Genomic DNA, 25,630 nt, shown 5'->3' with positions numbered 1-25,630 from the left:
GGATGGCTAAACGCACTGTCTGCGCACCATAGCGAGGATTTGAGATGCAATCACAGGAACAGGGTCTGATCGATGGACTGTTCGACCGCCTCAAGCAAGCGCAAGCCAGGGATAGCAAGCGAGACCCACAAGCGGATCAGCTGATCCGCCAACATCTGGCCCAGCAGCCCGATGCCCCCTACTACATGGCTCAGGCGCTGCTAATTCAGCAGGCAGCCCTTACTCGCCTCAACGAGCGGGTCAAGGAGCTGGAAGCCAGCCAGAGCACCCCAAGTGGTGGCAGTTTTCTCTCCGGCCTGTTTGGTAGCGAAAGCAGCCCACCCCCGCGCTTTACGCCGCCACCGGCAACCGCACCTGCCCAGCCCGCGTCCCGTGCCAGCTCCTTTTTAGGGGGCGCCCTGCAAACCGCCGCCGGTGTAGCCGGTGGCGTGATGCTGGCCGATATGATCGGCGGGCTGTTTCACAACAACCGCCCCGAGGAGATCATCGATATCATTGAACCGTCGCCCATCGCCAATCCGGTCGATGCGGAACCGGTACGCTGGGACGGCTGGGATTCACCTCCCGATGTTGGCAGCAGTTTTCTCGACGACGATAACCTGAGTGGCGGCTGGGCCGACAGTGACGATAACAACGGCAGTTTCTTCTGACCGTCAAACCATTACTGGCCCCGCATCTGGCGGGGCCCAACTCGATACGAAACCCATGACTATGGAAAGTGTGATGACACCACGGATCGGCAGCGGCATGACGCGATATACTCAGCGCGCTTCGTGCCACCCGGGAACAACTCCCGACCCCAGGCGCTCTGTCCGTGGCCACGCAACACCCCCATGATGACAAGGAGCCACCTCATGATCCGAACCCTTCTCCTGATTGGCGCCGCCATCGCGGCCTATGCCCTGACCCAGAGCCACTCTCTGCTTCCCCTGCTCAGCCTGCTGGCCCTGCTTTCGCTCTGGGTTGTCAGCGAAATTGGACTGATATATCGCCAGTTACCAGCCGCCCAACCAGACGAATCTACCTACCACTTGGATGTCTGAGTTTGTTAAGAAATCCTAATGCCAACGCTTCTTCATCTAACAAGGTCGATATCATGAACTCAACTTCCCCACTTTATTCGAGCCTGATACTACTTGCTTGCCTGCAAAGTGCTTCGCTGTGGGCGCAATCCCCATGCCCAACAGGGGATGACTGCTCAACACTTAGTAACAACCAACCAGTCTCCGTACTGGGAAGCAACGGTGGTAACGGCGGCAACGGCGGCAACGGCGGTGATGGAGCTGATGGAGCTGATGGAGCTGATGGAGCTGATGGAGCTGATGGAGCTGATGGAGCTCAGCCTGACCAATAATACGTCCCTTGCAATCTATTTTTAGATTGAGGGCACAATTGGCTAGCCTATAAGTTCCATACCGTTTTGCTCTCTGAAATCCCCACGCTATAACAACAGGATCCACTGGGTTCGTGGCGATAGCAGCCATGTTCCTCTATATCTTCTGTACTCAAACAGGAGATAACCCATGAGGCACATCAGCGAAAACGGACTGTTTTTGCTGCTTTTTTTGTCGTTGTTACTGGCAGGTACGCCGCAGGCGATGGCACAAGGCAGGGATTTCAGACAGGCCCCCAAGGCGCTGACGGCGATCAAGCAGGGTCAAGTGGCCCAGCAACACGGCAATCTGCAAAAAGCCATCGCCCTCTACTGTGTCGCCGCCAGCACTGGCAACCCAGAGGGATATTTCCGGATCGGCCGCCTGCTCGCCACCGGCCCCGCCTCGGTGCGCAGCGCCAAGCTGGCCAACAGCTACCTCGCCATGGCAATGCGCCTTGGTAACCGACAGGCTGCACGCTACTACAACGCCCGCATCGGCAATGCTCCCATGGGTGATCAGTGCGGCATCGGGAGCCGTGGCGGTCAGGGTGGCTATCTGGCCGGGCTCCCCTCCACCCCCTTCAATGTCGACACCTGGATTGCACACCAGCCACCCGCAAAGCAAAAACTGGTCATCATGCTGCGCCACGCCGCCAAACACCATAAGGTGGATGCCAGGCTGGTACTGGCCATCGCCATTGCCGAATCCAACCTCGAAAGCCGCGCAGTTTCACCCAAGAATGCCCAGGGGCTGATGCAGCTTATTCCCGAGACCCAGCAGCGATTCGGGGTAACTCGTCCGTTTGATCCGGCACAGAACATCAAGGGTGGCGTCAGTTATCTCAAGTGGCTGGATCGCCGCTTCGATGGCGACTGGGTACTGATCTCGGCAGCCTACAATGCCGGGGAAAAAGCGGTGGAACGCTATGGCGGGATCCCACCCTATGACGAGACGCAGGAGTATGTGAAACGGGTGCTCTACTTCGCTGGCCACAAGCAGCCCTGAACGGGAGGTCAGGAGCTCGCCCGACCGGAAGGCGGCACACGCCCCTTTCTGCGGCCACGGTGGCGGCCACGCCCCCAATAATCGAAGCCATAGTGGCGGTAGTAACCCACCAGATTGCTGACCAGAAACAGCCCCTCCATCAGCGCGGCGACCGGTGAGCCCACCAGCAGGTTGTTACCCAGCCAGCAGAGGGTACCGAGCAGCATCCAGCGCCGCAAAAGGCGATCATCCGGGCAAAACGCGGCCCGGGTTTGCAGCAAGCTCGCCAGCAGCCCGATCCATGAGAGCAAGCCCTGATAGGTCGCCAGCGCCGCCGCACAGGCCAACCCCATGAAAAACCACATCAAGATGCGCCTAACCAGCCAGATACTCACCAGAAAGCGCACGCTGGCCAGCAGTAACAGGCAGGCGTCCGACCACTGCCCGAGCAGGGCAAAGTGACCGGCATTGAGGGCACAGGAGAGGGCCAGACAGGCCAGGATCCTGCGGCGATCCCGCAACTGAAACGACAACAGATCGAGCAACAAGGCCAGGCTCACCACCAGCTGCGACCACAGAAACAGCGACATCATCCACCCCTCGTCCGTCATTTGGATGGCGCAGCATGAGGGGATGGTCGGAGAGCGGCATTAACCCGTGTTAATGCGCCTGCGGATCCGTGACAGAGTGACCGGGCTGATACCGATATAGTTGGCGAGCTGCACCTGAGTGAGCCGCATCGGCCAGTGGGGGAAGGTGTGGCAGAGCTCCCGATAACGCTCTTCGGGGGAGTGGAGCAGCAAAAACGCCTCCTTGCGCTCCTTGTAACCGAGCTGCTGGCGCAGCAGGGCCATGCAGACCGGCTGCCAGGCGGGCTCTTCCAGCAGGGCGATCGGAACCCGCACCACCTGCAGCGCCGTCAGCGCCTCCAGCTGGTAGCGGGCGGGCGACCCCGTGAGCCAGCTGTCATAGAGCAGGCAGAGCTCCCCCTCGAAGTAGAACTCCTTGCAGCGCTCCTGCCCGTCCCGGGTGTAGTGGCAGGCGCGAGCGATGCCCGCTTCGATATAGCAGGCAGCTTCCTGCTCTGCCCCTTGCGCCAACAGTGCCTGACCGGCACGCAGCGTCTGCCGTGGCAAGCGCAGGCTGATGGCTTCACTCAGCGCGGCGTCCAATCCCATAGTGCAGAGAAAGGCGGCCAGCGAGGGGGCTTCAGAGGATGGGTTCATGACGGCTCCGGGACAAAACGACAGCCCACATCATGCCCAAATTGCACGGCTGATGCAGCAAGGCGTGACCGCTGCGGCAAAGGGGGGAGATAGCCGGGTGCCACCTTTGCCCCCCCTCGTCCATTGGTTTACAATCGACGGGTTTTTTGGAACCCGGTTGACCTGTGTCGACCTGGCCCCACCACGACATCAGTCTGTTAATGCCAAGACATTAACCTGCTGAAAAGGAAGAGAATTAGCCAATGGCTCAATTTATTTACACCATGAACCGGGTCGGCAAGGTAGTGCCGCCCAAGCGTCATATTCTCAAGAACATCTCCTTGAGCTTCTTCCCGGGCGCCAAGATCGGCGTGCTGGGTCTGAACGGCGCCGGTAAATCGACCTTGCTGCGCATCATGGCGGGCATCGATACCGAGATCGAAGGGGAAGCCCGCCCGCAACCCGGCATCAAGATCGGCTACCTGCCGCAGGAACCGAAGCTGGAGCCGGAGCAGACCGTACGCGAAGCGGTCGAAGAGGCCGTTGGCGAGGTGAAGCGCGCCATGGCCCGCCTGGACGAGGTCTATGCGGCCTACGCCGACCCGGATGCCGACTTTGACAAGCTGGCCCGCGAACAGGGCGAGCTGGAAGCCATCATCCAGGCTCAGGGCGGCCACAACATGGAAAACCAGCTGGAGCGTGCGGCCGATGCCCTGCGCCTGCCGGCTTGGGATGCCAAGATCAAGCACCTCTCCGGTGGTGAGCGCCGCCGTGTGGCACTCTGCCGTCTGCTGCTGGAAAAGCCGGACATGCTGCTGCTGGACGAACCGACCAACCACCTGGATGCGGAATCCGTGGCCTGGCTGGAGCGCTTCCTGCACGACTACGAAGGCACTGTAGTGGCCATCACCCACGACCGTTACTTCCTCGACAACGTGGCGGGCTGGATCCTGGAGCTGGACCGCGGCGAAGGTATCCCGTGGGAAGGCAACTACTCCTCCTGGCTGGAGCAAAAGGACGCCCGTCTGGCGCAGGAAGCAAGTTCCGAAGCTGCCCGTCGCAAGTCCATCGAGAAAGAGCTGGAGTGGGTTCGTCAAAACCCGAAAGGGCGTCAGGCCAAGTCCAAGGCCCGTATGGCTCGCTTCGAAGAGCTCAACACCAACGACTACCAGAAGCGCAACGAGACCAACGAGCTGTTCATTCCGCCTGGACCGCGCCTCGGCGACAAGGTGGTGGAAGTGGCCAACCTGCGCAAATCCTACGGTGATCGGGTGCTGATCGACGATCTGTCGTTTGCCATTCCGAAGGGTGCCATCGTCGGCATCATCGGCCCGAACGGTGCCGGTAAGTCAACCCTGTTCCGCATGATGTCGGGTCAGGAGCAGCCGGATTCCGGCGCCATTACCCTGGGTGAAACCGTGGTGCTGGCCTCTGTCGATCAGTTCCGCGACAGCATGGATGACAAGAAGACGGTATTCGAGGAAGTCGCTGACGGTCAGGATATCCTGCGCATCGGCAACTACGAGTTCCCGAGCCGCGCCTATATCGGCCGCTTCAACTTCAAGGGTTCCGACCAGCAGAAGCGGGTTGGCGAGCTCTCCGGTGGTGAGCGCGGTCGTCTGCATCTGGCCAAGCTGCTGCAGACCGGCGGCAACGTGCTGCTGCTGGATGAACCGACCAACGATCTGGATATCGAAACCCTGCGCGCCCTCGAGAACGCCCTGCTGGAGTTCCCGGGTTGTGCCATGGTCATCTCCCACGACCGCTGGTTCCTCGACCGTATCGCCACTCACATCCTCGACTATCAGGATGAGGGCAAGATCGAGTTCTTCGAAGGTAACTTTACCGAATACGAAGAGTGGAAGAAGAAGACCTACGGCGCCGAGGCGATCCAGCCGCACCGCGCTAAATATAAGCGCATCGCCAAATAGGGCTGACTGCGTGTTGAGGGGAGCTTCGGCTCCCCTTTCTCTTGCCTTTTGACTTACAATCCTAGACGGATGCCTTTGCATGGATGTAGCACGATGACGACCCCCATAGAGAAAAAACTCACCATCCAGATCCGGGTTGAACCGGGTTGCCTCGGGCCGGATGGCAAGGAGCACATAGAGACCTTCTGTGCTGCTGCCGCCAAGATTTTTGCCGCCGTGGAGCCCGAGCTGGTGAGCTGGGTGCTGCTCCCCCGCTACGACAAGCAACTACCGGAGCAGGAGTTCTTTATCGAGGGGCGCAAGCTGACCGAAGAGCAGGCAAGCCTCTTTCTGCGCCGCTTCGGCCGTGAACTGGGTGAAGTGCAAGACCGGCTCGACTCGGTACTGGCCCAGCTGGTCGAGCGCTACTTCAAAACCCTGTAAGCCCCCAATTTTCGATAAAAGGTTCTCTGCTGAGAACCTTTTTTCACGCTCAAAAAGCAAACGTTTGAATTTTTACTCTATTCATTGATCTGCTTCGCAGATCCGGGGTTTGTAAACGGCGCCGCCTGTGTAAAAATGTGCGCGCTGTCACGGTATCAGGACGAGTCTGGTTACTTAACCGCCAGAAACAGGGCAATTTACCCCGCATGGATGGGATAGCCCGTTCCCCTGCTGCTTATTTCACGTCACCTATTGGAATCCAACATGAATCAACAACACCAAGCTGCCAATCAGGCCGCCGGGCAAGGATTGCTTGAGCGCCTGTTTGCCCTGCAAGGCCATGGCACTACCGCCCGTACCGAAGTGATCGCCGGTATCACCACCTTCCTGACCATGGTCTACATCGTGTTCGTCAACCCGCAGATTCTCTCTGCGGCGGGCATGGACACCCAGGCCGTGTTCGTCACCACCTGCCTCATCGCCGGTATCGGCAGCATCCTGATGGGCCTGTTGGCCAACCTGCCCATCGCGCTGGCCCCCGCCATGGGCCTTAACGCCTTCTTCGCCTTCGTGGTCGTCGCCGGCATGGGTTACTCCTGGCAAGTGGGCATGGGCACTATCTTCTGGGGCGCCATGGGTCTGTTGATCCTCACCCTGCTGCGGGTGCGCTACTGGCTGATCGGCAACATTCCGCTCACCCTGCGGGTTGGCATCACCGCCGGTATCGGTCTGCTGATCGCCCTGCTCGGCCTGCACAACGCCGGGATCGTCGTGGCAAGCCCAGCGACTATGGTAACCGTGGGCAACCTCACCTCCCTGCCCTGCCTGCTGGGTCTGCTCGGTTTCTTCCTGATCTGCATCTTCTCCGCCCGCGGCGTCCACTCCGCCGTGCTGATCGCCATTGTGGTCACCACGGGTCTGGGCTGGCTGTTTGGCGATGTCACCTTCAAGGGCTTTGTCTCCATGCCCCCCAGCATCGAACCGGTGTTCGGCCAGCTGGATCTGATGGGATCGCTCGATATCAGCCTCGCCGGGATCATCTTCTCCTTTATGCTGGTCAACCTGTTCGACTCCTCCGGCACCCTGATCGGCGTTACCAACCGCGCCAAGCTGGCCGATGACAAGGGCCACTTCCCGCGCATGAAACAGGCGCTGATGGTCGATAGCGTCAGTTCCGTCGGCGGCGCCTTCATGGGCACCTCCTCGGTCACCGCCTTTATCGAGAGCAGCTCCGGCGTTGCCGTCGGCGGCCGTACCGGTCTGACCGCCATCGTAGTTGGCCTGCTGTTCCTGCTGGCGATCTTCTTCTCTCCGGTCGCCGCCATGGTGCCGGCCTACGCCGCCGCTGGCGCCCTTATCTATGTGGGCGTGCTGATGTGCTCCGAGCTGACCCGGGTGAAGTGGGAAGATCTGACCGAAGCGGTACCAGCCTTCATGACCGCGGTGATGATGCCGTTCAGCTTCTCCATCACCGAGGGGATCGCCGTGGGCTTTATCTCCTACTGCGTGATGAAGGCAGGCACCGGCCGCTGGCGCGAAATCAACCCCTGCGTGCTGGTGGTAGCCCTGCTGTTCGTCCTCAAGTTCGTCTGGGTCGACAGCCACTAAGCGGCACTCTGTCCCAATAAAAATGCCAGTCAGTTGACTGGCATTTTTTATCCCAAACTATTCTCGGCCTGTGCGATGGTCATAAAAAAATCCGAAACCAGTGGTTTCGGATTTTTTCTATCGGACAAAGGGCAGGCTCGGCTATCGCCTCGCCCACTCTTGCACAATTTACTCGGCAGCCATACGGGCTTCGATGTAAGCAAGCGCACGGTCGATACGAGCAAGTACACGCTCTTTGCCGACCAGTGCCATTACGACGTCGATAGCAGGAGACTGACCCAGACCGGTGACGGCCACGCGCAGCGGCATGCCGACCTTGCCCATGCCCTGACCCAGCTCGGCAGCGGTCGCTTCAATCAGCTCGTGCAGCGCTTCGGTGGTCCAGCTATCCAGTGCGGCCAGCTTGGTCTTAGCCAGAGCCAGCGGCTCGGCAGCGACGCCACGCAGGTGCTTCTTGGCAGCTGCTTCGTCGATGGCCTCGTACTCTTCGAACAGATAGCGGCTCTGGGCGGCCATCTCGACCAGGGTGTTGCAGCGCTCGGCCAGCAGGGTGACTACCTCGGCCAGTGCCGGGCCATTGCTGGTGTCGATCTTCTGGTTTTCCATGTGCCATGCCAGATGCTTGGCCACATAGGCCGGATCCAGGCTGCGCATGTAGTGGTTGTTCAACCACAGCAGCTTGTCGGTGTTGAAGGCAGAGGCGGACTTGGAGATGGCATCCAGGCTGAACAGCTTGATCATCTCGTCGAGGGTGAAGATCTCCTGATCGCCGTGGGACCAGCCCAGACGTACCAGATAGTTCAACAGCGCTTCCGGCAGGTAACCGTCGTCGCGGTACTGCATCACGGAAACGGCACCGTGCCGCTTGGAGAGCTTGGCACCGTCGTCACCCAGGATCATGGAGACGTGGGCAAACTCCGGCACCGGCGCGTTCAGCGCCTTGTAGATGTTGATCTGGCGCGGGGTGTTGTTGATGTGATCTTCACCACGCACCACGTGGGTGATCTCCATATCCCAGTCATCGACCACTACGCAGAAGTTGTAGGTCGGCGCGCCGTCGGTACGGCGGATAATCAGATCGTCCAGCTCGGTGTTGGCAAACTCGATGCGGCCACGGACGTGGTCATCGAACACCACAGAACCTTCGGTCGGGTTGCGGAAGCGGATCACGTGCGGCGCATCGGCCGGGTGATCGTGGGCATGGTCGCGGCACTTTCCGTCATAACGGGGCTTCTCGCCGTTGGCCATCTGGCCTTCACGCAGCGCTTCCAGACGCTCTTTGGAGCAATAGCACTTGTAGGCGCGGCCATCGGCCAGCATCTCGTCGATCAGACCGTTGTAGCGATCGAAGCGCTTGGTCTGGTAGTAGGGGCCCTCATCCCAGTTCAGCTCCAGCCATTCCATGCCCTCAATGATGGCGTCGATCGCCTCCTGAGTGGAACGTTCCAGGTCGGTATCCTCAATACGCAGCACGAACTCACCGCCCTGGTTCTTTGCAAACAACCAGGAATAGAGTGCGGTACGGGCACCGCCGACATGCAAAAAGCCGGTCGGGCTGGGAGCAAAACGGGTTTTGACTTTCATCTTTAAGCCTTGTGTAGAGGGCCTTGGGCCAATTCGTTAGAAAAAACCGTCGCATTTTAGCACCGACAATCACGGATGGGAAAACCATGACGCCATTGCGGGCTAAAGTAGGGGATTAAATTTACTGGCGGGGCGCTTGCCGCCTGATATTTGAAGGGGATCGCAAAACAGAAGTTCTATTTCCTATTTGCTACAACCACTGTCGGCTTCGGTCGATATCCAAATAACACCGCTACTAAAAAGGAAGAGACGATGCAGTTCCGTTCTATCCAGAATCGCATTCTAGTGATGGCCGGGATCGCCATGACCACCGCCTTGGTCATCCTGATCCTGCTCAACCAATACTCGGGTCAGCAGACTCAACAACTCACCATCAGCTCCAGCCGTGAAGCGCTGCAGCAGGAGGCCTGGCAGAAGGTCAGCGCCAATGCCCGCGCCGAGGCGGCCACCATCACCCAACTGCTACAAAAGGCATTGGCATATGACCAACAACTGGCAGGAGTGGTTCAACTGGCCATTTCCAAGGAGCTACCACTGACGCGCCCCAACGTTGTTGCACTAATGAAAAAAACGTTGACCACAGATCCTCAGATATATGGCGTCTTGGCGGGATTTGAGCCCAACGCACTGGACGAGCAAGATAGTAATTATGTCGGCCAGAAGGAGCTGGGCAGTGACAGTAATGGCCGATTTGTTCCCTATTACTACCGCGACGGGGGTTCTATAGGCACAGACCTGCTTTACTCCATTACCAAAACAGATACCGACAGCTTCGGTAACCCAGCCAACGACTATTACAGTTGCCCCCAACAGCATAAAAGTGCATGCCTTATCGATCCCTATGTATTTGATGTCAATGGCAAGCAAGTCATGCTGAGTACCATCTCATCCCCACTGTTTATTGGCGGAGACTTCAAGGGGATCATCGGCGTCGATCTTGAGGTTACAGCCCTTAACCAGCAGGCCAAGAGTCTCAACCACAACATCTATGATGGCCAAGGGGAGACCCTGATCGTCAGCGCAGCTGGTGTGATTACAGGTACCAGCGGCAATGACAATATGCTGGGCAAGCATGCCAAAGAATTGTTGGGCAACAACTGGAAACAGTACCTGCAACAGCAGGAGCAACGTGAAGAGCTCAACGACAATCTGCGTATTTCTGTACCAATCTCTGTTCCGGGAATGAGCCGCAACTGGGCCATCATCGTCACCCTGCCCTACAAGGTGGTACTGGCGGGCGCCGATCAACTGGAAAGCCAGCTGAGCGACATGAACCAGGCAGCCATGACCCAGCAATTGGTGGGCGCCGTTATCGTACTGGTGCTGGCGCTGGCCACCATGCTGGTGATTGCCCGCAGCATCACAGGCCCCATCCGTCAGATGGTCAGCTTGGTGGATGATATCGCCGATGGTGAAGGGGATCTCACCAAGCGCCTAGCGACCCGCTCGGTGGATGAGCTGGGGGATCTCGCCAAGGGGATCAACCGCTTTATCGACAAGCTGCAAGGGCTGCTCGGGGATGTGCTCAAGACTGCCAGCGAGGTGAACCGCTACGCCGGTGACACCGATCGCATCGCCGGTCAGACCGACAACAACCTGCAGCACCATCAGGCGGAGATGGAGCAGATGCTGACCGCGGTACAGGAGATGTCCTACGTCAGTCAGGAGGTCGCCACCCACGCCAACAACACCGCCGACTCGGCCAAACAGGCGCAAGGCGCAGCCGATCAGGGCAAGGAGCGCTTCCAGCAGGTGATCCAGTCGATGCACAAGGTCGCAGCAGAAGCCGGAAAAGGGGCAGAAGTGGTGGAAGGGCTGGCCCACGACAGCGCCCAAATCACCAGCATCCTCACCGTCATTCAGGGGATTGCCGATCAGACCAACCTGCTGGCCCTCAACGCCGCCATCGAGGCTGCCCGGGCTGGCGAACAGGGCCGCGGCTTTGCGGTAGTCGCTGACGAGGTGCGCAAACTGGCGGGCAATACCCAGCAGGCGGTACAGAACACCCAGGAGTTGATCGAGAAGATCCGCCTCAGCTCCACCAATGCAGTCAACGCCATCACCCAGAGCCAGCAGCTGACCCATCAAGCGGTGGGCGAGGCGGATCTGGCGGAAGAGGCGCTTGGCAGCATCTACCAGGCCATCTCCACCATCAACGACATGACCTATCAGATCGCCTCCGCCGCCGAAGAGCAGAGCTCGGTCTCAGAAACCGTCTCCGGCAACCTGTCAAAAACCAACGCACTGGCCAACGACATTGCTCAGGATGCGACCGAAACGGCCAAAGCCAGTCAGGCATTGCGTCAGGCGGCCGACAAATTGCAGCAATTATTGGGTCAATTTCGTCTCAGCTGATAATTTTCCGCCTCAGGACTCTCCCCCTCGGGGGCGAGTCCGTTTACCATAGGCGGCGAATTTGCCTGATGGCAGGCAATGTAGTGAGAGGTAAATGCCGTGCCCACCCCGGACCGTCGCCCACGAGGCCATAACAGACGAGCCCAGCAGCGTCGCCAAGACGAATCACAAGGATCCCTGCTCCATCGCATCAATGCCGCGACCCTGTCCCTGCGCCAACGTTTTGGCCAAGGGATGAGCAACCTCGGCCAACGTCGCCAGGATGCCAAAGCAGGCAAATTCAAGCTGTCCAGCCCGCTGCCCCGCAAAAACACCATAGGTCTGCTGATCCTGATCCCGCTCTGGTTGCTGGTGCTGGCCTGGGAGCCGGCACCATCCGCCCCCAAAGCCGCCCCTTCTGGCTCGCTGGAAGTGCCGCTGGCCGTACCAGCTCAAGCTCTAACTGTCGGTAATGCCGCGGCAGGCAGTGCGTCCGCGGCAGCCAAGCCGGTCGAAGAGAAGGTCAACGGTACCTGGCTGCAACACGATGTACAGGCGGGTGAGACCCTCTACTCCATCTGGCGCAAATTCGAGTTGCCGGGTGCCGAGCTGAGCCGCCTGATCGCCATCGAGGGGCCGGATCGTCCCCTGACCCGCCTGCAATCGGGCCGCTCTATCTTCATCCTGGTGGACGACACCCGCCGCATCCAGCGGGTGGAGATCCGCTCATACGGTCAGGCGGTTTACCGCTACGACCGGCAGGGTGAAGGGTTCGCCCTCAAGGAATAACAAAAACGGGAGGCGCTGGCCTCCCGTTTTTTTTCAGTCAAATATCTTCAAATAAGCTACTGACTTCACAATATTTTTAGCTTGTTCAAAAAACGAAAGGGGTCAAATTGACAAGGATCGGCGCTAACGTACAATCGTTTGTGCTTTAGACAGGGATTGTTCTACGTGCTACTGGGACAAAGATACGTGGTCAGTCATGAGCCAACCCCTGCTTGCAAGGCAAATGCAGCCCAGCACGGGCTTAGTTTCATTTTGTTATTGATAGGATTTAGCACATGTCTGACATTCGCACCGGCCAGGTAAAATGGTTCAACGAAACCAAGGGTTTTGGCTTTATTGAACAATCCCAGGGTCCGGACGTATTCGTTCACTTCTCCTCCATCCAGAGCACCGGTTTCAAAACCCTGGCTGAAGGTCAAAAAGTCCAGTTCACTGTGACCCAGGGCAAAAAAGGCCCTCAGGCTGAAAACGTTACTCTGGTCTAAGCCCGCGCCAGTGAATCATGCAGGAGGAGCCAAGGCCCCTCCTCTTTTTTGCCCGCAATTCTTCCTGCCAACCACCTTTCCCTCATACAACCCGCACAATGAGCCCACATCCCCTTCCTGTTTGCAGAAGGCGGCGGAGACACGCTGAGTAAACGCCAGATACGACAAAGCATCGCAACGCGATGTGAAGGGCAATTCAGAGGGATTATGAAGACTTCGAAGAGAGATTGGAGCGGGAAACGAGACTCGAACTCGCGACCCCGACCTTGGCAAGGTCGTGCTCTACCAACTGAGCTATTCCCGCAACAGAATGTCATTTACAAGTGATTGGAGCGGGAAACGAGACTCGAACTCGCGACCCCGACCTTGGCAAGGTCGTGCTCTACCAACTGAGCTATTCCCGCAACGGAATGTCACTTACAAATGTTTGGAGCGGGAAACGAGACTCGAACTCGCGACCCCGACCTTGGCAAGGTCGTGCTCTACCAACTGAGCTATTCCCGCAACAGAATGTCATCTGCAAGTGATTGGAGCGGGAAACGAGACTCGAACTCGCGACCCCGACCTTGGCAAGGTCGTGCTCTACCAACTGAGCTATTCCCGCATCGGAATATCACTTACAAATTTTTTGGAGCGGGAAACGAGACTCGAACTCGCGACCCCGACCTTGGCAAGGTCGTGCTCTACCAACTGAGCTATTCCCGCAACAATTTGGTTGTCTTGAGGCTGGCTGATGATTGGAGCGGGAAACGAGACTCGAACTCGCGACCCCGACCTTGGCAAGGTCGTGCTCTACCAACTGAGCTATTCCCGCATCGGGCTGGTTTGCACCAGTGTCATCATCAGATTTTTGGAGCGGGAAACGAGACTCGAACTCGCGACCCCGACCTTGGCAAGGTCGTGCTCTACCAACTGAGCTATTCCCGCAACTACCTTAAAACAGGCCGTACAGCATTTGGTTGCTTGCGCTACTGTACGGGAGCCGAATTATAAGAGCAGTCATTCCAATTGCAAGGGCTTTTTTGTCTGGTTGCGCGCGTTCGCTCAAAAGCTGGCCGAACTGTCGATTTTAGCAGCCAGAGTATGACAAACCCTTGCCGGGGAATCAGATCTTGAAGACGTGGCTGCGATAGAACTGCAGCTCGGCGATGGATTCGCGGATATCATCCAGCGCCTGGTGGGTGCCGCTCTTCTTGAACTGATCCAGCAGTTCCGGCTGCCAGCGGCGTACCAGCTCCTTGATGGTGCTGACGTCGACGTTGCGGTAGTGGAAGAAGGCTTCCAGCTCGGCCATGTGCTTGACCATGAAGCGGCGATCCTGACCGATGCTGTTGCCGCACAGCGGGCTGGTGCGCTCCGGCACCCACTGGCGAATGAACTCGAGGGTCTCGGCAATGGCTTTCGCCTCGTCGTGCTGACTCGCCTTGACCCGGGCCACCAGACCGCTCTTGGTATGGGTGTTGACGTTCCACTCGTCCATCTTGGCCAGCTCTTCATCACTCTGATGAATGGCGATGACCGGCCCTTCGGCCAGTACGTTCAGATCCTTGTCGGTGACTATGGTGGCAATCTCCAGTACCACGTTCTCTTCGGGGTCGAGACCCGTCATCTCCATGTCGATCCATACCAGGTTCTGCGCGCTGACTGTCATGATTGCTCTCTCTATTGGGAGGAATGGCGGAATTTTGCCAATTTGCATGTATCATACTGGCTTTGGATCTGTTCATAAACTGGCGAATCGAGTGGCAAAGAAAGCAAAACTCAATCTGGGTCAACAAAGGCGCGTCCAGGCCAACCGCGAACGGCGGCTGCAAAAAGATCACACCACAGTGGTGGATGACACCCTGTTTGGCCCCGCCATCGAAGGGGTGGTGATCAGCCGTTTTGGTCAGCACGCAGACGTGGAAGCGGTCGATGGCACCATCCACCGCAGCAACCTGCGGCGCAGCAGCATCAGCAGTCTGGTGTGTGGCGACAAGGTGGTGTGGCGTCCCGGCCTCAATGCCGCGACAGCGGGCGTCATCGAGGCGGTGCATCCGCGCCACTCGGTACTGACCCGGCCGGACTTCTACGACGGTGTCAAACCCATCGCCGCCAATATCGACCAGATCATCATCGTCTCGGCGGTGATGCCCGAGTTCTCCACCAACATCGTCGACCGCTATCTGGTGGCCGCCGAGGATGTGGAGATCCGCCCCCTCATCGTGCTGAACAAGGTCGACATGCTCGATGATGCGGCGCGCGTGCGCATCGAAGGCCAGCTCGAAACCTACCGCAAACTCAATTACGAGGTGCTGCTGGTGAGCTGCGAGAGCGGCGAAGGGCTGGATGAGCTTAAAGCCGCTCTGACCGACAAGATCAGCATCTTCGTCGGCCAGTCCGGGGTGGGCAAGTCGTCGCTCACCAACGCCCTGATGCCGGGGCTGGATGTACTCACCGGCGAGATCTCCGAAAACTCGGGGCTCGGCCAGCACACCACCACCACGGCGCGGCTCTACCACTTCCCGAGCGGTGGCGATCTCATCGACTCCCCGGGGATCCGCGAGTTCGCCCTCTGGCATCTGGAGGCCGACCGCATCACCTGGTGCTTCGTCGAGTTTCGCGACTATCTGGGTGGTTGCAAGTTCCGCGACTGTACCCACAAGGACGATCCCGGCTGTGCCCTGCGCGCCGCGGTCGAGGCGGACGCCATCAGCGCCGATCGCTTCCACAACTATCACCGCATCCTGGAAACCATGCAGGAAGCCCGTCACGGTCGCCAGCAAGCGCGCCTGTGACCCTAATAAACCTACGTTGATGATGAACATGAGCATTACTGACAACCTGAAAATTGCCGGTCAATACTGTCTGCCCAAGCACGCCCTCTCCCGTCTGATCGGCAAGTTTGCCGCCGCCGAAGCGGGCAACATCACTACCAAAGTGATCGAGGCTTTTATCAAGCAGTATCAGGTCGACATGAGTGAGGCGCTGCACGAGAGCCCGGCCCACTACAAGAGCTTCAACGAGTTCTTCACCCGCGAGCTCAAGCCCGGTATCCGCGCCGTGGTAGAAGATGCCATGACTCTGGCGCTGCCGGTGGATGGCACCGTCAGTCAGCTCGGCCCCATCCAGCAAGGTCGCATCATTCAGGCCAAGGGCCACGACTACAGCGCCCGCGAGCTGCTGGGCGGCTATGAGGATCTGGTTGCGCCGTTCAAGGATGGCGACTTCGCCACCATCTATCTGGCGCCCAAGGATTACCACCGCATCCACATGCCGCTGGACGGCGTGCTGGAGAGCATGGTGTTCGTGCCGGGGGATCTCTTCTCCGTCAACCCGCTCACCGCCGAGAACGTGCCCAACCTGTTTGCCCGCAACGAGCGGGTGGTCGCCACCTTCCGCACTCCGCACGGCCCCATGGCGCTGGTGCTGGTCGGTGCCACTATCGTGGCCAGCATCGAGACCATCTGGGCCGGCAACATTGCGCCGACCAAAGAGAAGAAGGTGGTGCGCTGGGATTACACCGGCGATGAGGCCATTACCCTGCAGAAAGGCGCCGAGATGGGCCTGTTCAAGCTGGGCAGCACCGTGGTCTGCCTGTTTGGCCCGGGCATGCTGGCCGGTTTCGAGCCCCATCTGGCCAATGGCGTCACCACCCGTATGGGTCAGCCCTTTGCCAAGCTGGCGGAGCAGGCATGAGCGAGCAACCGAACGCCTCGCAGAAGAACAACCCGCTGCACGGGCTGACGCTGGAAGCCATCGTCACCGCGCTGGTCGAATACTACGGCTGGGAAGAGCTGGGGCAGCAGATCAATATCCGCTGCTTCACCGATAATCCCAGCATCAAGTCCAGCCTGAAGTTCTTGCGCAAGACCCCCTGGGCTCGGGAGAAGGTCGAAAGCCTCTACCTCTACGTCCAGCGCAAGCAAGCCAAATCGAAGAAGGAAGGGCAAGATGGCCTTTAAGATTACGTACACCTATAAAAAACAGGCCAAAGAGATCGGCTACGCGAACGATAAGTTCCGCAGCATCTACGACGCCATCGCCGCTGCCGAAGGGCTGGATCTCACCAGTTTTCACGCCATGGAGGCCCAGCTGGCTCAGGTTTGCCGCCGTGACAAAAAGAGCGTGAAAGATTATCAGGAGAACTACTTCAAAGAGTTGGGATTCTCCAACATCGTCATCGAACGGGATCTTCAGGAGTAACCATGCGCACCTTGACTCTGATGGCCGCCTCTCTGCTACTGGCGGCATGCAGTACACCGGAACAACATCTGGTTGGCAGCGATCGCGACAGCCACGGCTGTATCGGCAGTGCGGGCTATCAGTGGTCAGCACTGACTGGCAAATGTATGCGCCTGTTTGAAGAGGGTATCCGGCTCAATCCAACCGATGCCAGCCAGACCAGCAGCGCCTTCGTGCTGTTCAACGCAGATCAGACGCAGGCCGAACTGCATCTACCAAGCGGCGAGCAGCACCAGCTGACCCGTCAAGGTGCGGAGGGCAACTGGTCGTGGCAGGGTAGCGGCTACACCCTCTTTATCTGGAAGGGTTATGTGCTCAAGTCCGGTGACAAGGTGCTCTATCACGGGGAATAACCCGATCGCCTGATATCTTCGCGATATCCGCCAAATAAAATGCCGACCCAGTGGTCGGCATTTTTGTATCTGACACAACCGGTTATCAGGCGCGGCTGAGGTAATCGGCCTGCCCTACCCACTTGTAGCTGGTGAGCTCGGTCAACCCCATGGGGCCACGGGCGTGCAGCATCTGGGTCGAGACCGCCACTTCAGCGCCCAGACCAAACTGGCCACCATCAGTGAAACGGGTGGAGGCGTTGACATAGACAGCCGCCGAACCGGCGCCATTGACAAAACGCTCGGCGTTGGCCAGATCGTTGGTCAGGATGGCATCGGAGTGGCCGGCGTTGTGCTCGCGCATATGGGCCAGCGCCTCGTTCACATCCGCCACTAACTTGACCCCCAGGGTCAGCCCGAGCCACTCGGTATCGAAATCCTCCGGCCCTGCCTCGCACAGGTTGTCGGCACCCGCCAGCAGCGCTATGGCGTTGGGCGCGGCCACCAGCGTCACCTTGCGCTCGTTCATCAGCGTCACCAGTTGCGGCAGGAAGGTGGCTGCCACCTTCTCGTGTACCAGCAGGGTATCGAGGGCATTGCAGGCGGAGGGGCGTTGCACCTTGGCGTTGTCGATGACCGCCAGAGAGCGCACCAGATCGGCGCTCTCGTCGACGAAGATGTGGCTGATGCCGAACCCTCCGATGATGACCGGGATGGAGCTGTTCTCCTTGCACATCTTGTGCAGGCCGGCACCGCCACGGGGGATGATCATGTCCACATAGCGGTCGAGACGCAGCAACTCGCCGACCAGCGCCCGATCCGGGTTGTCGATGTACTGCACCGCCGCCTCGGGCAGACCGGAGGCCGCCAAGGCATGCTGGATCACCCGCACCAGCTCCAGATTGGAGTGGAAGGTCTCACGCCCGCCACGCAATATGCTGGCGTTGCCGGTCTTGAGGCAGAGGCTGGCGATATCGATGGTGACGTTGGGGCGCGCCTCGTAGATGACGCCGATAACCCCGATGGGCACCCGACGACGGGAGAGCCGCAGGCCATTTTCCAGCACCCGGCTATCCATTTCGGCGCCGACCGGATCATCCAGCGTGATCACCTTGCGCACATCCGCCACAATCCCGGCCAGCCGGGCCGGATTGAGCAACAGGCGATCCAGCATGGCTTCTGACAAGCCTGCCTCACGGCCGGCGGCGATATCTTTCGCGTTTGCAGCGAGGATCTGCTCACTGCGCGCCTCCAGCTCGTCGGCGATGGCGGCCAGCGCCCGGTTCTTCTGCGCCGTGCTGATGGTGGCCAGCTGATAGGCAGCTTCACGGGCCGCCTGCCCCATTTTCTCCAGACTCATCTCGGTTCCCTTTTGTTCATGCCGTGCCGCCCTGATTAGAGCAGCACCATATCGTCTCGATGGATGGCTACTGAACCATATCCATAGCCTAGTACCTGCTCAATCTGATCCGAGTGGACGCCGCGCAGCTTATCCAGCTCCAGATGGTCGTAACGGCAGATGCCGCGGGCCAGCTCGGCGCCTTTGGGATCGAGAATGCGCACCACATCGCCCCGAATAAAATCGCCCCTGACCGCGACGATCCCCTTGGGCAGCAGGCTGGAGCCTTTATCCTTCATGGCGGCCACTGCGCCCTGATCCACATGCACTTCGCCGTGAGGAGGTGGGCCTGCCAGGATCCAGCTCTTGCGTCCTTCCAGTGGGGACGCCAGCGCCGGGAACAGGGTGCCAATCCGCTCGCCCTTGGCAAGACGGCCAATCACCTCCGGCATCTGGCCGGTCGCGATCACCACGTTGACACCAGCGCGGCGTGCCACATCGGCGGCCTGCAGCTTGGTAGCCATGCCGCCGGTGCCGAGGCCGCTGACACTGTCACCCGCCAGCGAGCGCAGGGTATCGTCGATGGTCTGCACCTCTTCAATGAGCTGGGCGTCGGGATTGGTGCGCGGATCGGCGGTAAAAAGCCCCTTCTGGTCAGTCAGCAGGATCAGCAGGTCAGCATCCGCCAGAATGGCGGCCCGTGCGGAGAGGTTGTCGTTGTCGCCGACCTTGATCTCGGCGGTCGCCACCGCATCGTTTTCGTTGATCACCGGAATAATGCGGTGATCGAGCAGGGTGCGCATGGTGTCGCGGGCATTGAGGTAGCGCTCCCGATCTTCCAGATCGGCGCGGGTCAGCAGCATCTGGCCGATATGCAGACCGTAGAGGTTGAACAGATCCTGCCATACCCGAATCAGCTGGGTCTGACCAACCGCCGCCAGCATCTGCTTGTTGGGCAGGGTTGGCGCCAGTGGAGGGTGACCCAGATGTTCACGCCCGGCGGCGATAGCTCCTGATGTGACGACCACGACCCGATGGCCGTGACGGTGCAAGGCCGCACACTGTCTGACCAGCTCGACCATATGGGCACGATTGAGCTGGGAAGACCCCCCTGTGAGCACGCTGGTGCCCAACTTGACAACTATGGTTCTGTTTTCCATGGGAGCATAAAGGCTAAAAAGTAAGGAATATCTTTATACCCACGGCCATGGTGCCCTGCAAGGCAATTAACGCCGGGGTGAGGAGATGAAGCAAAGGCCCGGATGATGGCAGGCGGAAGGGGAGATGGCTGTGATGGCCCGGCAAACAGCAGGATGCTGCTCGCCGGGCATCGGGGGTCAAGCAGCGGTCACGGTCAACTCATTGGTGACCTGATCCGCTGGCGCTAACTGGCACTCCAGTGCCGTCAGTTTGTCGCTGATGAGCTTGTAGAAACGGTTGAGGGTCCGTTCCACTTCGACCTGGTGCTTCTTGGGGATCGGCTTGTCCAGCCACTCGCCATCAGCATTGTAGAAACCGAGCTGATAGTGGTAACGGAAATGGTGATCGTCCTGCTCCAGCACCAGCCACCAGCCCCAGAACTCCCGCTTGTCCGGCGCCGGCTTGGCGCTGACACAGACCGACAGGCAGTCGAAACGATAACGCCCCTCTTCGCAGAGATCTTCGCGCAAATAGGGGCCAATGGCAGCAAACTGCCTCAGCAGTCGCTTGTAGGTCACTCTTTCAGACATGTTAACCTCCCTGTTAAACAAGCCGCGCCACCTCGGGATGGCGTCAGTTCTTTAGCGCAATATCAGGTACACAAATGCTGTTTCAGCCACTCGACGATTTCGTCCAGCGCCTTGTCATACACCTCCAGCAAAGGCTGTTTGTCGAATACGATGGCCTTACCGTTACGACTGGCCGCCGCCAATGCCCGTACATCCTGCTCGGGACAAATAAAATCTCGCTTGTGTCCAATACTCAATATCGGCACAGAGGTGCGAGTCCCCAGTAATCCTTGTGTTTTAAGTGAAAATACCTGGCACTTGGTACGCATGCCATCCCACTGCGCCGCATCAGCCCCCAACCGGTTGGCCAGACTGTCCCGCATCATGCGCGGACACTTGGCAAACAGCTCCTGATTGGTAAACACCTGATTGACACCGGCGCCGACACAAACCACGGTGCGCAGCTTGAACGGTTCGATAAAGGCCAGTCTGGCTGCGATATTGCCCGCCAGACGCATCCCCACCATGGCGATACGCTGATGATCGACCCAGGCCACTTCGGAGAGGTAATGGAGCACCGCCTGATGGAGACGGCTGGTATCCTGCACCAGCGGCCAATGCTCGGCATAGCCAACCCCGGGCATATCGAGGGAGAGCATGCCGATACCGTTGGGCTCGAGCCGTTTGAGATAGAAGTTGAGGAAATCGAGCTGCAGGGAGTCGATCCCGCCACTGATGATCACCAGCGGCACCGGTTTTTCGGTCGTCGGCAGGTGGAGATAGCCCTGAATATGCTTGCCGCGAAAAGGCACCTGGATCTCTTTGAGCGGCACCTTGAACAGGCGACCCGCCTCGCGATAGGCCATGTTGCCAAGCAGCTGGGCCTGATCCGCCAGCTCGTCATCCTTGAGATGGGGATAGCTGGCGATGGAGTAGTAGCGCACCGCCTTGAGCAGCTGCTTCAGGGCGCCAGAAGTATCCCCCTTCTCGCGCAATTCGCGGCCCTGCTTGAAATAGTTGCCAGCCACCTGACTCCACTCGTAGATCCAGTTGCCAGGCACATAGCCCTTGATGGTATCGAGATAGCAGTCATGGGTGCGCTCGCCGGTCGCCATGGCGATACGGGCCAGGGTCTGCTCCACTTCGATGGGATCAGCCCCCTGCCAGGTCCAGGAGGGGCGGCGCAGCAGGCGATACCAGCTCTTTGACATGGAGCCGTCGATAAACATCTCGTCTGACTCGGCTTGCGCCAGATCAGCCGCACTGGAGTTGGAGATCTCGGATGTTTCCAATACCTTCTTGACGCGGGTAAAGAGCTGTTCGGTCAGGTTTAGGTCTTCGTTCAAGTCCAAGATAGTATCCCATTCATATCAGGCAATAGCTCATCTTAACCACTTTTACTGCCCATCAGCCACCCTGCAACAGATTGATACACAAAAAAACAGGGCTCCAAATTGGAGCCCTGTGAAACCATTATTGCCGGTTGCGACCAATGGACGCAGCGAACGTCACATCCCGATCCCGTTACTTTTCGTCGCAGATCGGTGTGGCGAACTCCAGTGCCATATCCCACGGCTGTTCGATCCAGGTATCCTGCGGGATCGCCACTTCGAAATCGTCCAACAGCGCTTCGCCCATCGGCTTGGCGAAAATCGCGATGAACTTGGCTTTCGGGTAGAGCTCGCGGATCGCCTTGGCGGTAGTGCCGGTGTCCACCAGATCTTCCACCACCAGCCAGCCTTCGCCGTCACCGGCGGTGGTGGCAGCCTTCACGACCACCAGCTCGCGCTGGCTGTCATGGTCATAGCTGGAGATGCAGAGGGTTTCCACATTACGAATGCCAAGTTCACGGGCCATCAGGGCTGCGGGCACCAGGCCACCACGGCTGACCGCGATGATACCTTTCCACTGGCTGACAGGCAGCTGACGACGGGCCAGACGGCGAGCTTCACGTTGCAGGTTGTCCCACGACACATAGAACTTTTTCGGCATGTTATCGATCTCGAATAGTTATTTAAAAACAATCACTTAAAATAACAACATCCGCAATTATCCCTGCGGATGCCAGTAAATGGCGGCCCTTGCCCGACTGAATTCAGATTGCACTTCGGCTGCCTCAGGACTAAGCCTCGGCAGCAAATCTGATAACAATGGAAGCAAGATGGGCTTATCCGGCGATCGGTTAGATGATGTGTCCAAACCGCGGACAGGCTGTTGGGCCGATATGATAGCACCGTTTGCAGAGAAAATGCCTGGCAAACGTATGCCAAAAACAGGAAAAATCGGCATCACCCTCTCCATTCGGCCCATCTCGAGCGCCAAACGACTAACCTGCCGTCCCTGCTGCCGAGTCCTAATGAGCTGTGCGGCAAATCGCAGATAAAAAAATAGCAGGGGGAGGATTTACCTCACGCACCTGCTGCTTTCTCGCCTCTGCCTGGTTGGGCAGCTCGTCTTAGCGACGAGTGACGAAGGGATTAGGGTAGCTGAAACCCTGGGTATACAAAGAGGGGGCAAACCAATAGGTTGAGTTGCTGCCTGGCATATTGAAACTCCTGATTGCTTAACAAGTTACGTACCTTTAATGCGGGCTCAAATCCTTGAACGAACACTCGGTTCCATGGAGGCGCACTTGCTTTGCTTCGGTTCCCTGGAGGCTTTCATCGTCATCCTGACGGGTGGCGAACCACGGGAGCTAATTTACCAGTCGGTGCGTTAAATTCAATATTTTTGTGAGATCGGTCACACATTTTCTTTTCTATCGGTCAGCGTCGTCCGAACCTGACGATCGTACTGCCTGGTTGCCATCAGCCAGCACAAGCTGCCTGCGATTTGCGCTGATTGCTCACATTTTTGTGTGATTGACTGTATTATCGTTATCCTCTTCCCCGGCCCGCTGATGGGGCCCTGTTAATTCCGTGCTGGTAAGGAGTCCCGACGTGGCACAGCTTAGCTCTCTCTCTCCCAAACTGATTTGGCATTTCTTCGAACAGATCTGCTCCATTCCCCACCCTTCCAAACATGAAGCCAAACTGAGCGCCTGGATCATCCAATGGGCTCAAGGGGAAGGTCTGGCGGTCAAGCAGGACAAGGTCGGCAACATCATCATCAAGAAACCGGCCACCCCGGGGATGGAAAACCGCAAAGCCGTGGTACTGCAAGCCCACATCGACATGGTGCCGCAGGCCAACGCCGACACCAAACACGACTTCGCGACCGACCCCATCGATGCCTATGTCGATGGCGAGTGGGTCACTGCCCGTGGCACCACTCTGGGTGCCGACAACGGCATCGGCATGGCCGGTTGCCTGGCTGTGCTGGCTGACAAGACCATCAAGCACGGTCCGCTGGAAGTGCTGCTGACCACAGACGAAGAGACCGGTATGACCGGCGCCTTCGGTCTGGAAGCGGGCTGGCTGGAGGGCGAAATTCTGCTCAACACCGACTCCGAAGAGGATGGCGAAGTCTATATGGGCTGCGCTGGCGGTGTGGATGCCAATATCCGCTTCCCGCTCGAGCTGGTTGACGCCAGCGAAGGCGAAGCGTTCGAGCTGGCCGTGAAAGGGCTGCGTGGCGGCCACTCCGGTTGCGATATCCATCGCGGTCGTGGCAACGCCAACAAGCTGCTGGTGCGTCTGCTCAAAGCAGCAGAGCCGCTGGGTGTTCGTCTGGCCGAGATCCACGGCGGCACTCTGCGCAACGCCATCCCGCGCGAAGCCCGTGCCACCCTGCTGGTGCCTGCTGCCAGCGTAAACGAGTTCAAGGCGCTGGTTGACCGCTACACCGGGATCTACCAGACCGAACTGGCCGCTACCGAGCCGAACCTGACCGTACTGGTCAACAGCGCCGCCAAACCGGCCAAGCTGATGAGCGTCTCTCTGCAGCAGCGCCTGCTGGATGCCCTGATGGCCTGCCCGAACGGCGTGATGCGCATGAGCGATGCCATGCCCGGCGTGACCGAAACCTCTACCAACCTGGGGGTCATCAAGACTCAGGATGGCGAAGTGTACGTCCAGTGCCTGATCCGCTCCCTGATCGACTCCGGCCGCGAGAGCATCGAGCAGATGACCCGCTCCCTGTTCACCCTGGCAGGCGCCAGCTGCGAATTCACCGGTGCCTACCCGGGTTGGGCGCCGAACGTGGACTCCCCCGTCATGGCGCTGGTACGCAATAGCTACCAGACCCTGTTCGGCACCATGCCCAACGTGATGGTGATCCACGCCGGCCTCGAGTGCGGTCTGTTCAAGAGCGCCTATCCGGAGTGGGACATGGTCTCCTTCGGCCCGACCATCCGCGGTGCCCACTCCCCTGACGAGAAGGTACATATCCCGGCGGTCGAGCGTTTCTGGCAACTGCTGGTGCACGTGCTGGAAGCGATTCCGGCCAAATAACCCGGCCTACGCCACACGGCAAAGCAAAGCCCCGCACTGCTGCGGGGCTTTTTATTGTCTGTTCCAACCTGACGTTGGCGCTTACCGGATGCCGCGGGCCTCGCGGATCCACTCCCAGGCTTGCTGGATCTCCTGGGTCTTCTCCTTGGCCATCTCCATCATCTCCGGCGGCAACCCTTTGGCGGCCAGCTTGTCCGGGTGATGTTTGCTCATCTCCTTGCGGTAGGCGCGCTTGATATCCTGATCGCTGTCGCTCTCGCTCACCCCCAGCAACTGGTAAGCATTCTTGAGGCGCTCCGCAGAGGGTGCCGCCTGCCGATACTGCTGGCCACCGGAATGGCCCCCCTGATACTGGCCATGGGCCTGATTGAAGAAGTTCATCTGCGCTTCAGCCATCGCCAGAATGCGGGCCAGCTCGATGCGGCTGAAGCCCAGTTCGTCGGCGATGGTGTGCAGAATGGCGCGCTCGCCCTCCTCTACCCGCCCGTCTGCAAAGGCCGCCTGCAGTTGTACCTCGAGGAAGAAGCGCAGAATATCGCGCTGCCCCAGACTGGCACGGCGGAACTCGGCCAGGGTCTCGCGCAGCGGGAAGTCGGCCTCCTTACCGAGACGAAACGACTCCTGTGCCCGGGCACGCTGCTCCCCCACCAATCGCATCCGATCCATCAGGTTGGAGGCAACCCGGATCTCCTGCTCGGTCACCTGACCGCTGGACTTGGCGATGTGACCCATCACCGAGAAGGTGGCGTGGAAGAAGACGGCTTGCTGCTCCTGACTCGGGCCGCGACGAAACGCCCCCTGCAGCCCCATGCCACGGTCGAAACGGTGGCCAATCCAGAGGCCAATCAGGGCGCCGATGATATTGCCGAGCAGAAAACCGAAGAAGGCGCCCAGCACCTTACCCCAAATACGCATG

The 25,630-nt window shown here is 59.0% G+C and carries 26 protein-coding genes and 7 tRNA genes; 16 read left to right on the top strand and 17 right to left on the bottom strand.

All coding sequences use genetic code 11. From position 1 onward, the window contains the following. Positions 1 to 44 precede the first annotated feature (44 nt). The 4 genes from ACTG2S_RS05880 to ACTG2S_RS05865 all read left to right on the top strand — a co-directional run bounded on the left by ACTG2S_RS05880 (position 45) and on the right by ACTG2S_RS05865 (position 2,381). Entirely contained in the window at positions 45 to 650 is a 606-nt protein-coding gene (locus tag ACTG2S_RS05880; protein ID WP_274160158.1) for a DUF2076 domain-containing protein, read from the top strand. 204 nt (positions 651 to 854) lie between these two features. Then, on the top strand, positions 855 to 1,043 hold the full coding sequence (locus ACTG2S_RS05875) for a hypothetical protein (protein WP_139735777.1): 189 nt from the start codon (positions 855 to 857) through the stop codon (positions 1,041 to 1,043). 201 nt (positions 1,044 to 1,244) lie between these two features. Next, on the top strand, positions 1,245 to 1,379 hold the full coding sequence (locus ACTG2S_RS05870) for a hypothetical protein (protein ID WP_439982144.1): 135 nt from the start codon (positions 1,245 to 1,247) through the stop codon (positions 1,377 to 1,379). Between the two features lie 144 nt (positions 1,380 to 1,523). Next, on the top strand, positions 1,524 to 2,381 hold the full coding sequence (locus tag ACTG2S_RS05865) for a lytic transglycosylase domain-containing protein (RefSeq protein ID WP_274160156.1): 858 nt from the start codon (positions 1,524 to 1,526) through the stop codon (positions 2,379 to 2,381). 8 nt (positions 2,382 to 2,389) lie between these two features. On the opposite strand, the gene ACTG2S_RS05860 is transcribed toward ACTG2S_RS05865, so the two are convergent. After that, positions 2,390 to 2,953: a YgjV family protein gene (locus ACTG2S_RS05860; RefSeq protein ID WP_274160155.1), complete on the bottom strand. Its 564-nt coding sequence runs from the start codon at positions 2,951 to 2,953 to the stop codon at positions 2,390 to 2,392. Positions 2,954 to 3,010: 57 nt separating this feature from the next. Continuing rightward, positions 3,011 to 3,586: a Crp/Fnr family transcriptional regulator gene (locus ACTG2S_RS05855; RefSeq protein WP_274160154.1), complete on the bottom strand. Its 576-nt coding sequence runs from the start codon at positions 3,584 to 3,586 to the stop codon at positions 3,011 to 3,013. Positions 3,587 to 3,828: 242 nt separating this feature from the next. On the opposite strand from ACTG2S_RS05855, the gene ettA reads away from it, so the two are divergent. The 3 genes from ettA to ACTG2S_RS05840 all read left to right on the top strand — a co-directional run bounded on the left by ettA (position 3,829) and on the right by ACTG2S_RS05840 (position 7,527). After that, the gene (ettA, locus tag ACTG2S_RS05850; protein ID WP_005338959.1) at positions 3,829 to 5,496 is read left to right on the top strand and encodes an energy-dependent translational throttle protein EttA; all 1,668 of its coding nucleotides are present in this window, start codon (positions 3,829 to 3,831) and stop codon (positions 5,494 to 5,496) included. A 93-nt stretch (positions 5,497 to 5,589) separates the two neighbouring features. Then, positions 5,590 to 5,919, top strand: coding sequence for a hypothetical protein (locus ACTG2S_RS05845; RefSeq protein ID WP_021230418.1), 330 nt, complete (start codon positions 5,590 to 5,592; stop codon positions 5,917 to 5,919). 264 nt (positions 5,920 to 6,183) lie between these two features. Further along, positions 6,184 to 7,527 (top strand): NCS2 family permease, encoded by a 1,344-nt coding sequence (locus tag ACTG2S_RS05840; protein ID WP_005343409.1) that lies wholly within the window; start codon positions 6,184 to 6,186, stop codon positions 7,525 to 7,527. Between the two features lie 168 nt (positions 7,528 to 7,695). On the opposite strand, the gene gltX is transcribed toward ACTG2S_RS05840, so the two are convergent. Beyond that, positions 7,696 to 9,111 (bottom strand): glutamate--tRNA ligase, encoded by a 1,416-nt coding sequence (gene gltX, locus ACTG2S_RS05835; RefSeq protein ID WP_274160152.1) that lies wholly within the window; start codon positions 9,109 to 9,111, stop codon positions 7,696 to 7,698. 252 nt (positions 9,112 to 9,363) lie between these two features. On the opposite strand from gltX, the gene ACTG2S_RS05830 reads away from it, so the two are divergent. The 3 genes from ACTG2S_RS05830 (at position 9,364) to ACTG2S_RS05820 (ending at position 12,719) form a co-directional block, all read left to right on the top strand. Continuing rightward, a complete protein-coding gene (locus ACTG2S_RS05830) occupies positions 9,364 to 11,466 on the top strand; it encodes a methyl-accepting chemotaxis protein (protein WP_274160151.1) in 2,103 nt (700 codons plus the stop codon). Positions 11,467 to 11,565: 99 nt separating this feature from the next. Continuing rightward, a complete protein-coding gene (locus ACTG2S_RS05825) occupies positions 11,566 to 12,234 on the top strand; it encodes a LysM-like peptidoglycan-binding domain-containing protein (protein WP_157161351.1) in 669 nt (222 codons plus the stop codon). 275 nt (positions 12,235 to 12,509) lie between these two features. Further along, a complete protein-coding gene (locus ACTG2S_RS05820; RefSeq protein WP_005338972.1) occupies positions 12,510 to 12,719 on the top strand; it encodes a cold-shock protein in 210 nt (69 codons plus the stop codon). A gap of 228 nt (positions 12,720 to 12,947) precedes the next feature. Here the strand turns inward: ACTG2S_RS05820 and ACTG2S_RS05815 are convergent. The 8 genes from ACTG2S_RS05815 to orn all read right to left on the bottom strand — a co-directional run bounded on the left by ACTG2S_RS05815 (position 12,948) and on the right by orn (position 14,370). Further along, positions 12,948 to 13,023 (bottom strand) — tRNA-Gly (locus ACTG2S_RS05815). 24 nt (positions 13,024 to 13,047) lie between these two features. Continuing rightward, positions 13,048 to 13,123, bottom strand: a tRNA-Gly gene (locus tag ACTG2S_RS05810). 24 nt (positions 13,124 to 13,147) lie between these two features. Next, positions 13,148 to 13,223: transfer RNA gene (locus ACTG2S_RS05805), tRNA-Gly, on the bottom strand. Between the two features lie 24 nt (positions 13,224 to 13,247). Further along, positions 13,248 to 13,323, bottom strand: a tRNA-Gly gene (locus ACTG2S_RS05800). A 25-nt stretch (positions 13,324 to 13,348) separates the two neighbouring features. Next, positions 13,349 to 13,424, bottom strand: a tRNA-Gly gene (locus tag ACTG2S_RS05795). 33 nt (positions 13,425 to 13,457) lie between these two features. Continuing rightward, positions 13,458 to 13,533: transfer RNA gene (locus tag ACTG2S_RS05790), tRNA-Gly, on the bottom strand. Between the two features lie 37 nt (positions 13,534 to 13,570). Then, positions 13,571 to 13,646: transfer RNA gene (locus ACTG2S_RS05785), tRNA-Gly, on the bottom strand. A gap of 178 nt (positions 13,647 to 13,824) precedes the next feature. Next, positions 13,825 to 14,370 (bottom strand): oligoribonuclease, encoded by a 546-nt coding sequence (orn, locus tag ACTG2S_RS05780; RefSeq protein ID WP_088870062.1) that lies wholly within the window; start codon positions 14,368 to 14,370, stop codon positions 13,825 to 13,827. A 91-nt stretch (positions 14,371 to 14,461) separates the two neighbouring features. Here orn and rsgA point away from each other — a divergent pair, with 91 nt between their 5' ends. From rsgA to ACTG2S_RS05755, 5 genes are read left to right on the top strand one after another with little or no spacing between them, the layout of a single operon-like run. Beyond that, complete coding sequence (gene rsgA, locus ACTG2S_RS05775; RefSeq protein WP_274160150.1) at positions 14,462 to 15,496, top strand: small ribosomal subunit biogenesis GTPase RsgA; 1,035 nt, start codon at positions 14,462 to 14,464, stop codon at positions 15,494 to 15,496. 28 nt (positions 15,497 to 15,524) lie between these two features. Continuing rightward, positions 15,525 to 16,397, top strand: a complete 873-nt coding sequence (gene asd, locus ACTG2S_RS05770; RefSeq protein WP_439982139.1) for an archaetidylserine decarboxylase — start codon at positions 15,525 to 15,527, stop codon at positions 16,395 to 16,397. Continuing rightward, entirely contained in the window at positions 16,394 to 16,663 is a 270-nt protein-coding gene (locus tag ACTG2S_RS05765; protein WP_005338981.1) for a VF530 family DNA-binding protein, read from the top strand. The genes asd and ACTG2S_RS05765 overlap by 4 nt, the downstream gene beginning before the upstream one ends. After that, on the top strand, positions 16,653 to 16,904 hold the full coding sequence (locus tag ACTG2S_RS05760) for a DUF2960 domain-containing protein (protein ID WP_005338984.1): 252 nt from the start codon (positions 16,653 to 16,655) through the stop codon (positions 16,902 to 16,904). Before ACTG2S_RS05765 ends, ACTG2S_RS05760 begins: the two co-directional genes overlap by 11 nt. A gap of 2 nt (positions 16,905 to 16,906) precedes the next feature. After that, positions 16,907 to 17,296 carry a hypothetical protein gene (locus ACTG2S_RS05755; RefSeq protein ID WP_279499106.1) on the top strand — a complete coding sequence of 130 codons (390 nt, stop codon included), beginning with the start codon at positions 16,907 to 16,909 and terminating at the stop codon, positions 17,294 to 17,296. Positions 17,297 to 17,381: 85 nt separating this feature from the next. Here the strand turns inward: ACTG2S_RS05755 and ACTG2S_RS05750 are convergent, their stop codons facing one another. From ACTG2S_RS05750 to gpt, 5 genes are all read right to left on the bottom strand, one after another. Continuing rightward, positions 17,382 to 18,671 (bottom strand): glutamate-5-semialdehyde dehydrogenase, encoded by a 1,290-nt coding sequence (locus ACTG2S_RS05750; protein WP_263718689.1) that lies wholly within the window; start codon positions 18,669 to 18,671, stop codon positions 17,382 to 17,384. Further along, positions 18,671 to 19,774 carry a glutamate 5-kinase gene (gene proB, locus ACTG2S_RS05745; protein WP_201973445.1) on the bottom strand — a complete coding sequence of 368 codons (1,104 nt, stop codon included), beginning with the start codon at positions 19,772 to 19,774 and terminating at the stop codon, positions 18,671 to 18,673. Before proB ends, ACTG2S_RS05750 begins: the two co-directional genes overlap by 1 nt. Before the next feature lie 177 nt (positions 19,775 to 19,951). Beyond that, the gene (gene crl, locus ACTG2S_RS05740; RefSeq protein WP_005339003.1) at positions 19,952 to 20,344 is read right to left on the bottom strand and encodes a sigma factor-binding protein Crl; all 393 of its coding nucleotides are present in this window, start codon (positions 20,342 to 20,344) and stop codon (positions 19,952 to 19,954) included. 62 nt (positions 20,345 to 20,406) lie between these two features. Further along, positions 20,407 to 21,675 (bottom strand): esterase FrsA, encoded by a 1,269-nt coding sequence (gene frsA / locus ACTG2S_RS05735; RefSeq protein ID WP_064338704.1) that lies wholly within the window; start codon positions 21,673 to 21,675, stop codon positions 20,407 to 20,409. A 172-nt stretch (positions 21,676 to 21,847) separates the two neighbouring features. Next, on the bottom strand, positions 21,848 to 22,315 hold the full coding sequence (gpt, locus tag ACTG2S_RS05730) for a xanthine phosphoribosyltransferase (protein ID WP_005339007.1): 468 nt from the start codon (positions 22,313 to 22,315) through the stop codon (positions 21,848 to 21,850). Positions 22,316 to 23,262: 947 nt separating this feature from the next. Here gpt and ACTG2S_RS05725 point away from each other — a divergent pair. Further along, positions 23,263 to 24,714 carry an aminoacyl-histidine dipeptidase gene (locus tag ACTG2S_RS05725; protein WP_108613104.1) on the top strand — a complete coding sequence of 484 codons (1,452 nt, stop codon included), beginning with the start codon at positions 23,263 to 23,265 and terminating at the stop codon, positions 24,712 to 24,714. Between the two features lie 81 nt (positions 24,715 to 24,795). Here ACTG2S_RS05725 and djlA read toward each other — a convergent pair whose 3' ends face one another. Continuing rightward, positions 24,796 to 25,629 carry a co-chaperone DjlA gene (gene djlA, locus ACTG2S_RS05720; RefSeq protein WP_236271662.1) on the bottom strand — a complete coding sequence of 278 codons (834 nt, stop codon included), beginning with the start codon at positions 25,627 to 25,629 and terminating at the stop codon, positions 24,796 to 24,798. Position 25,630: the final 1 nt, after the last annotated feature.

Origin of the sequence: Aeromonas sp. 82P, from assembly GCF_051919365.1 — a bacterium.
In the GTDB taxonomy this organism is placed as follows: domain Bacteria; phylum Pseudomonadota; class Gammaproteobacteria; order Enterobacterales; family Aeromonadaceae; genus Aeromonas; species Aeromonas veronii.
This window is presented reverse-complemented; position numbering and strand designations above follow the sequence as displayed.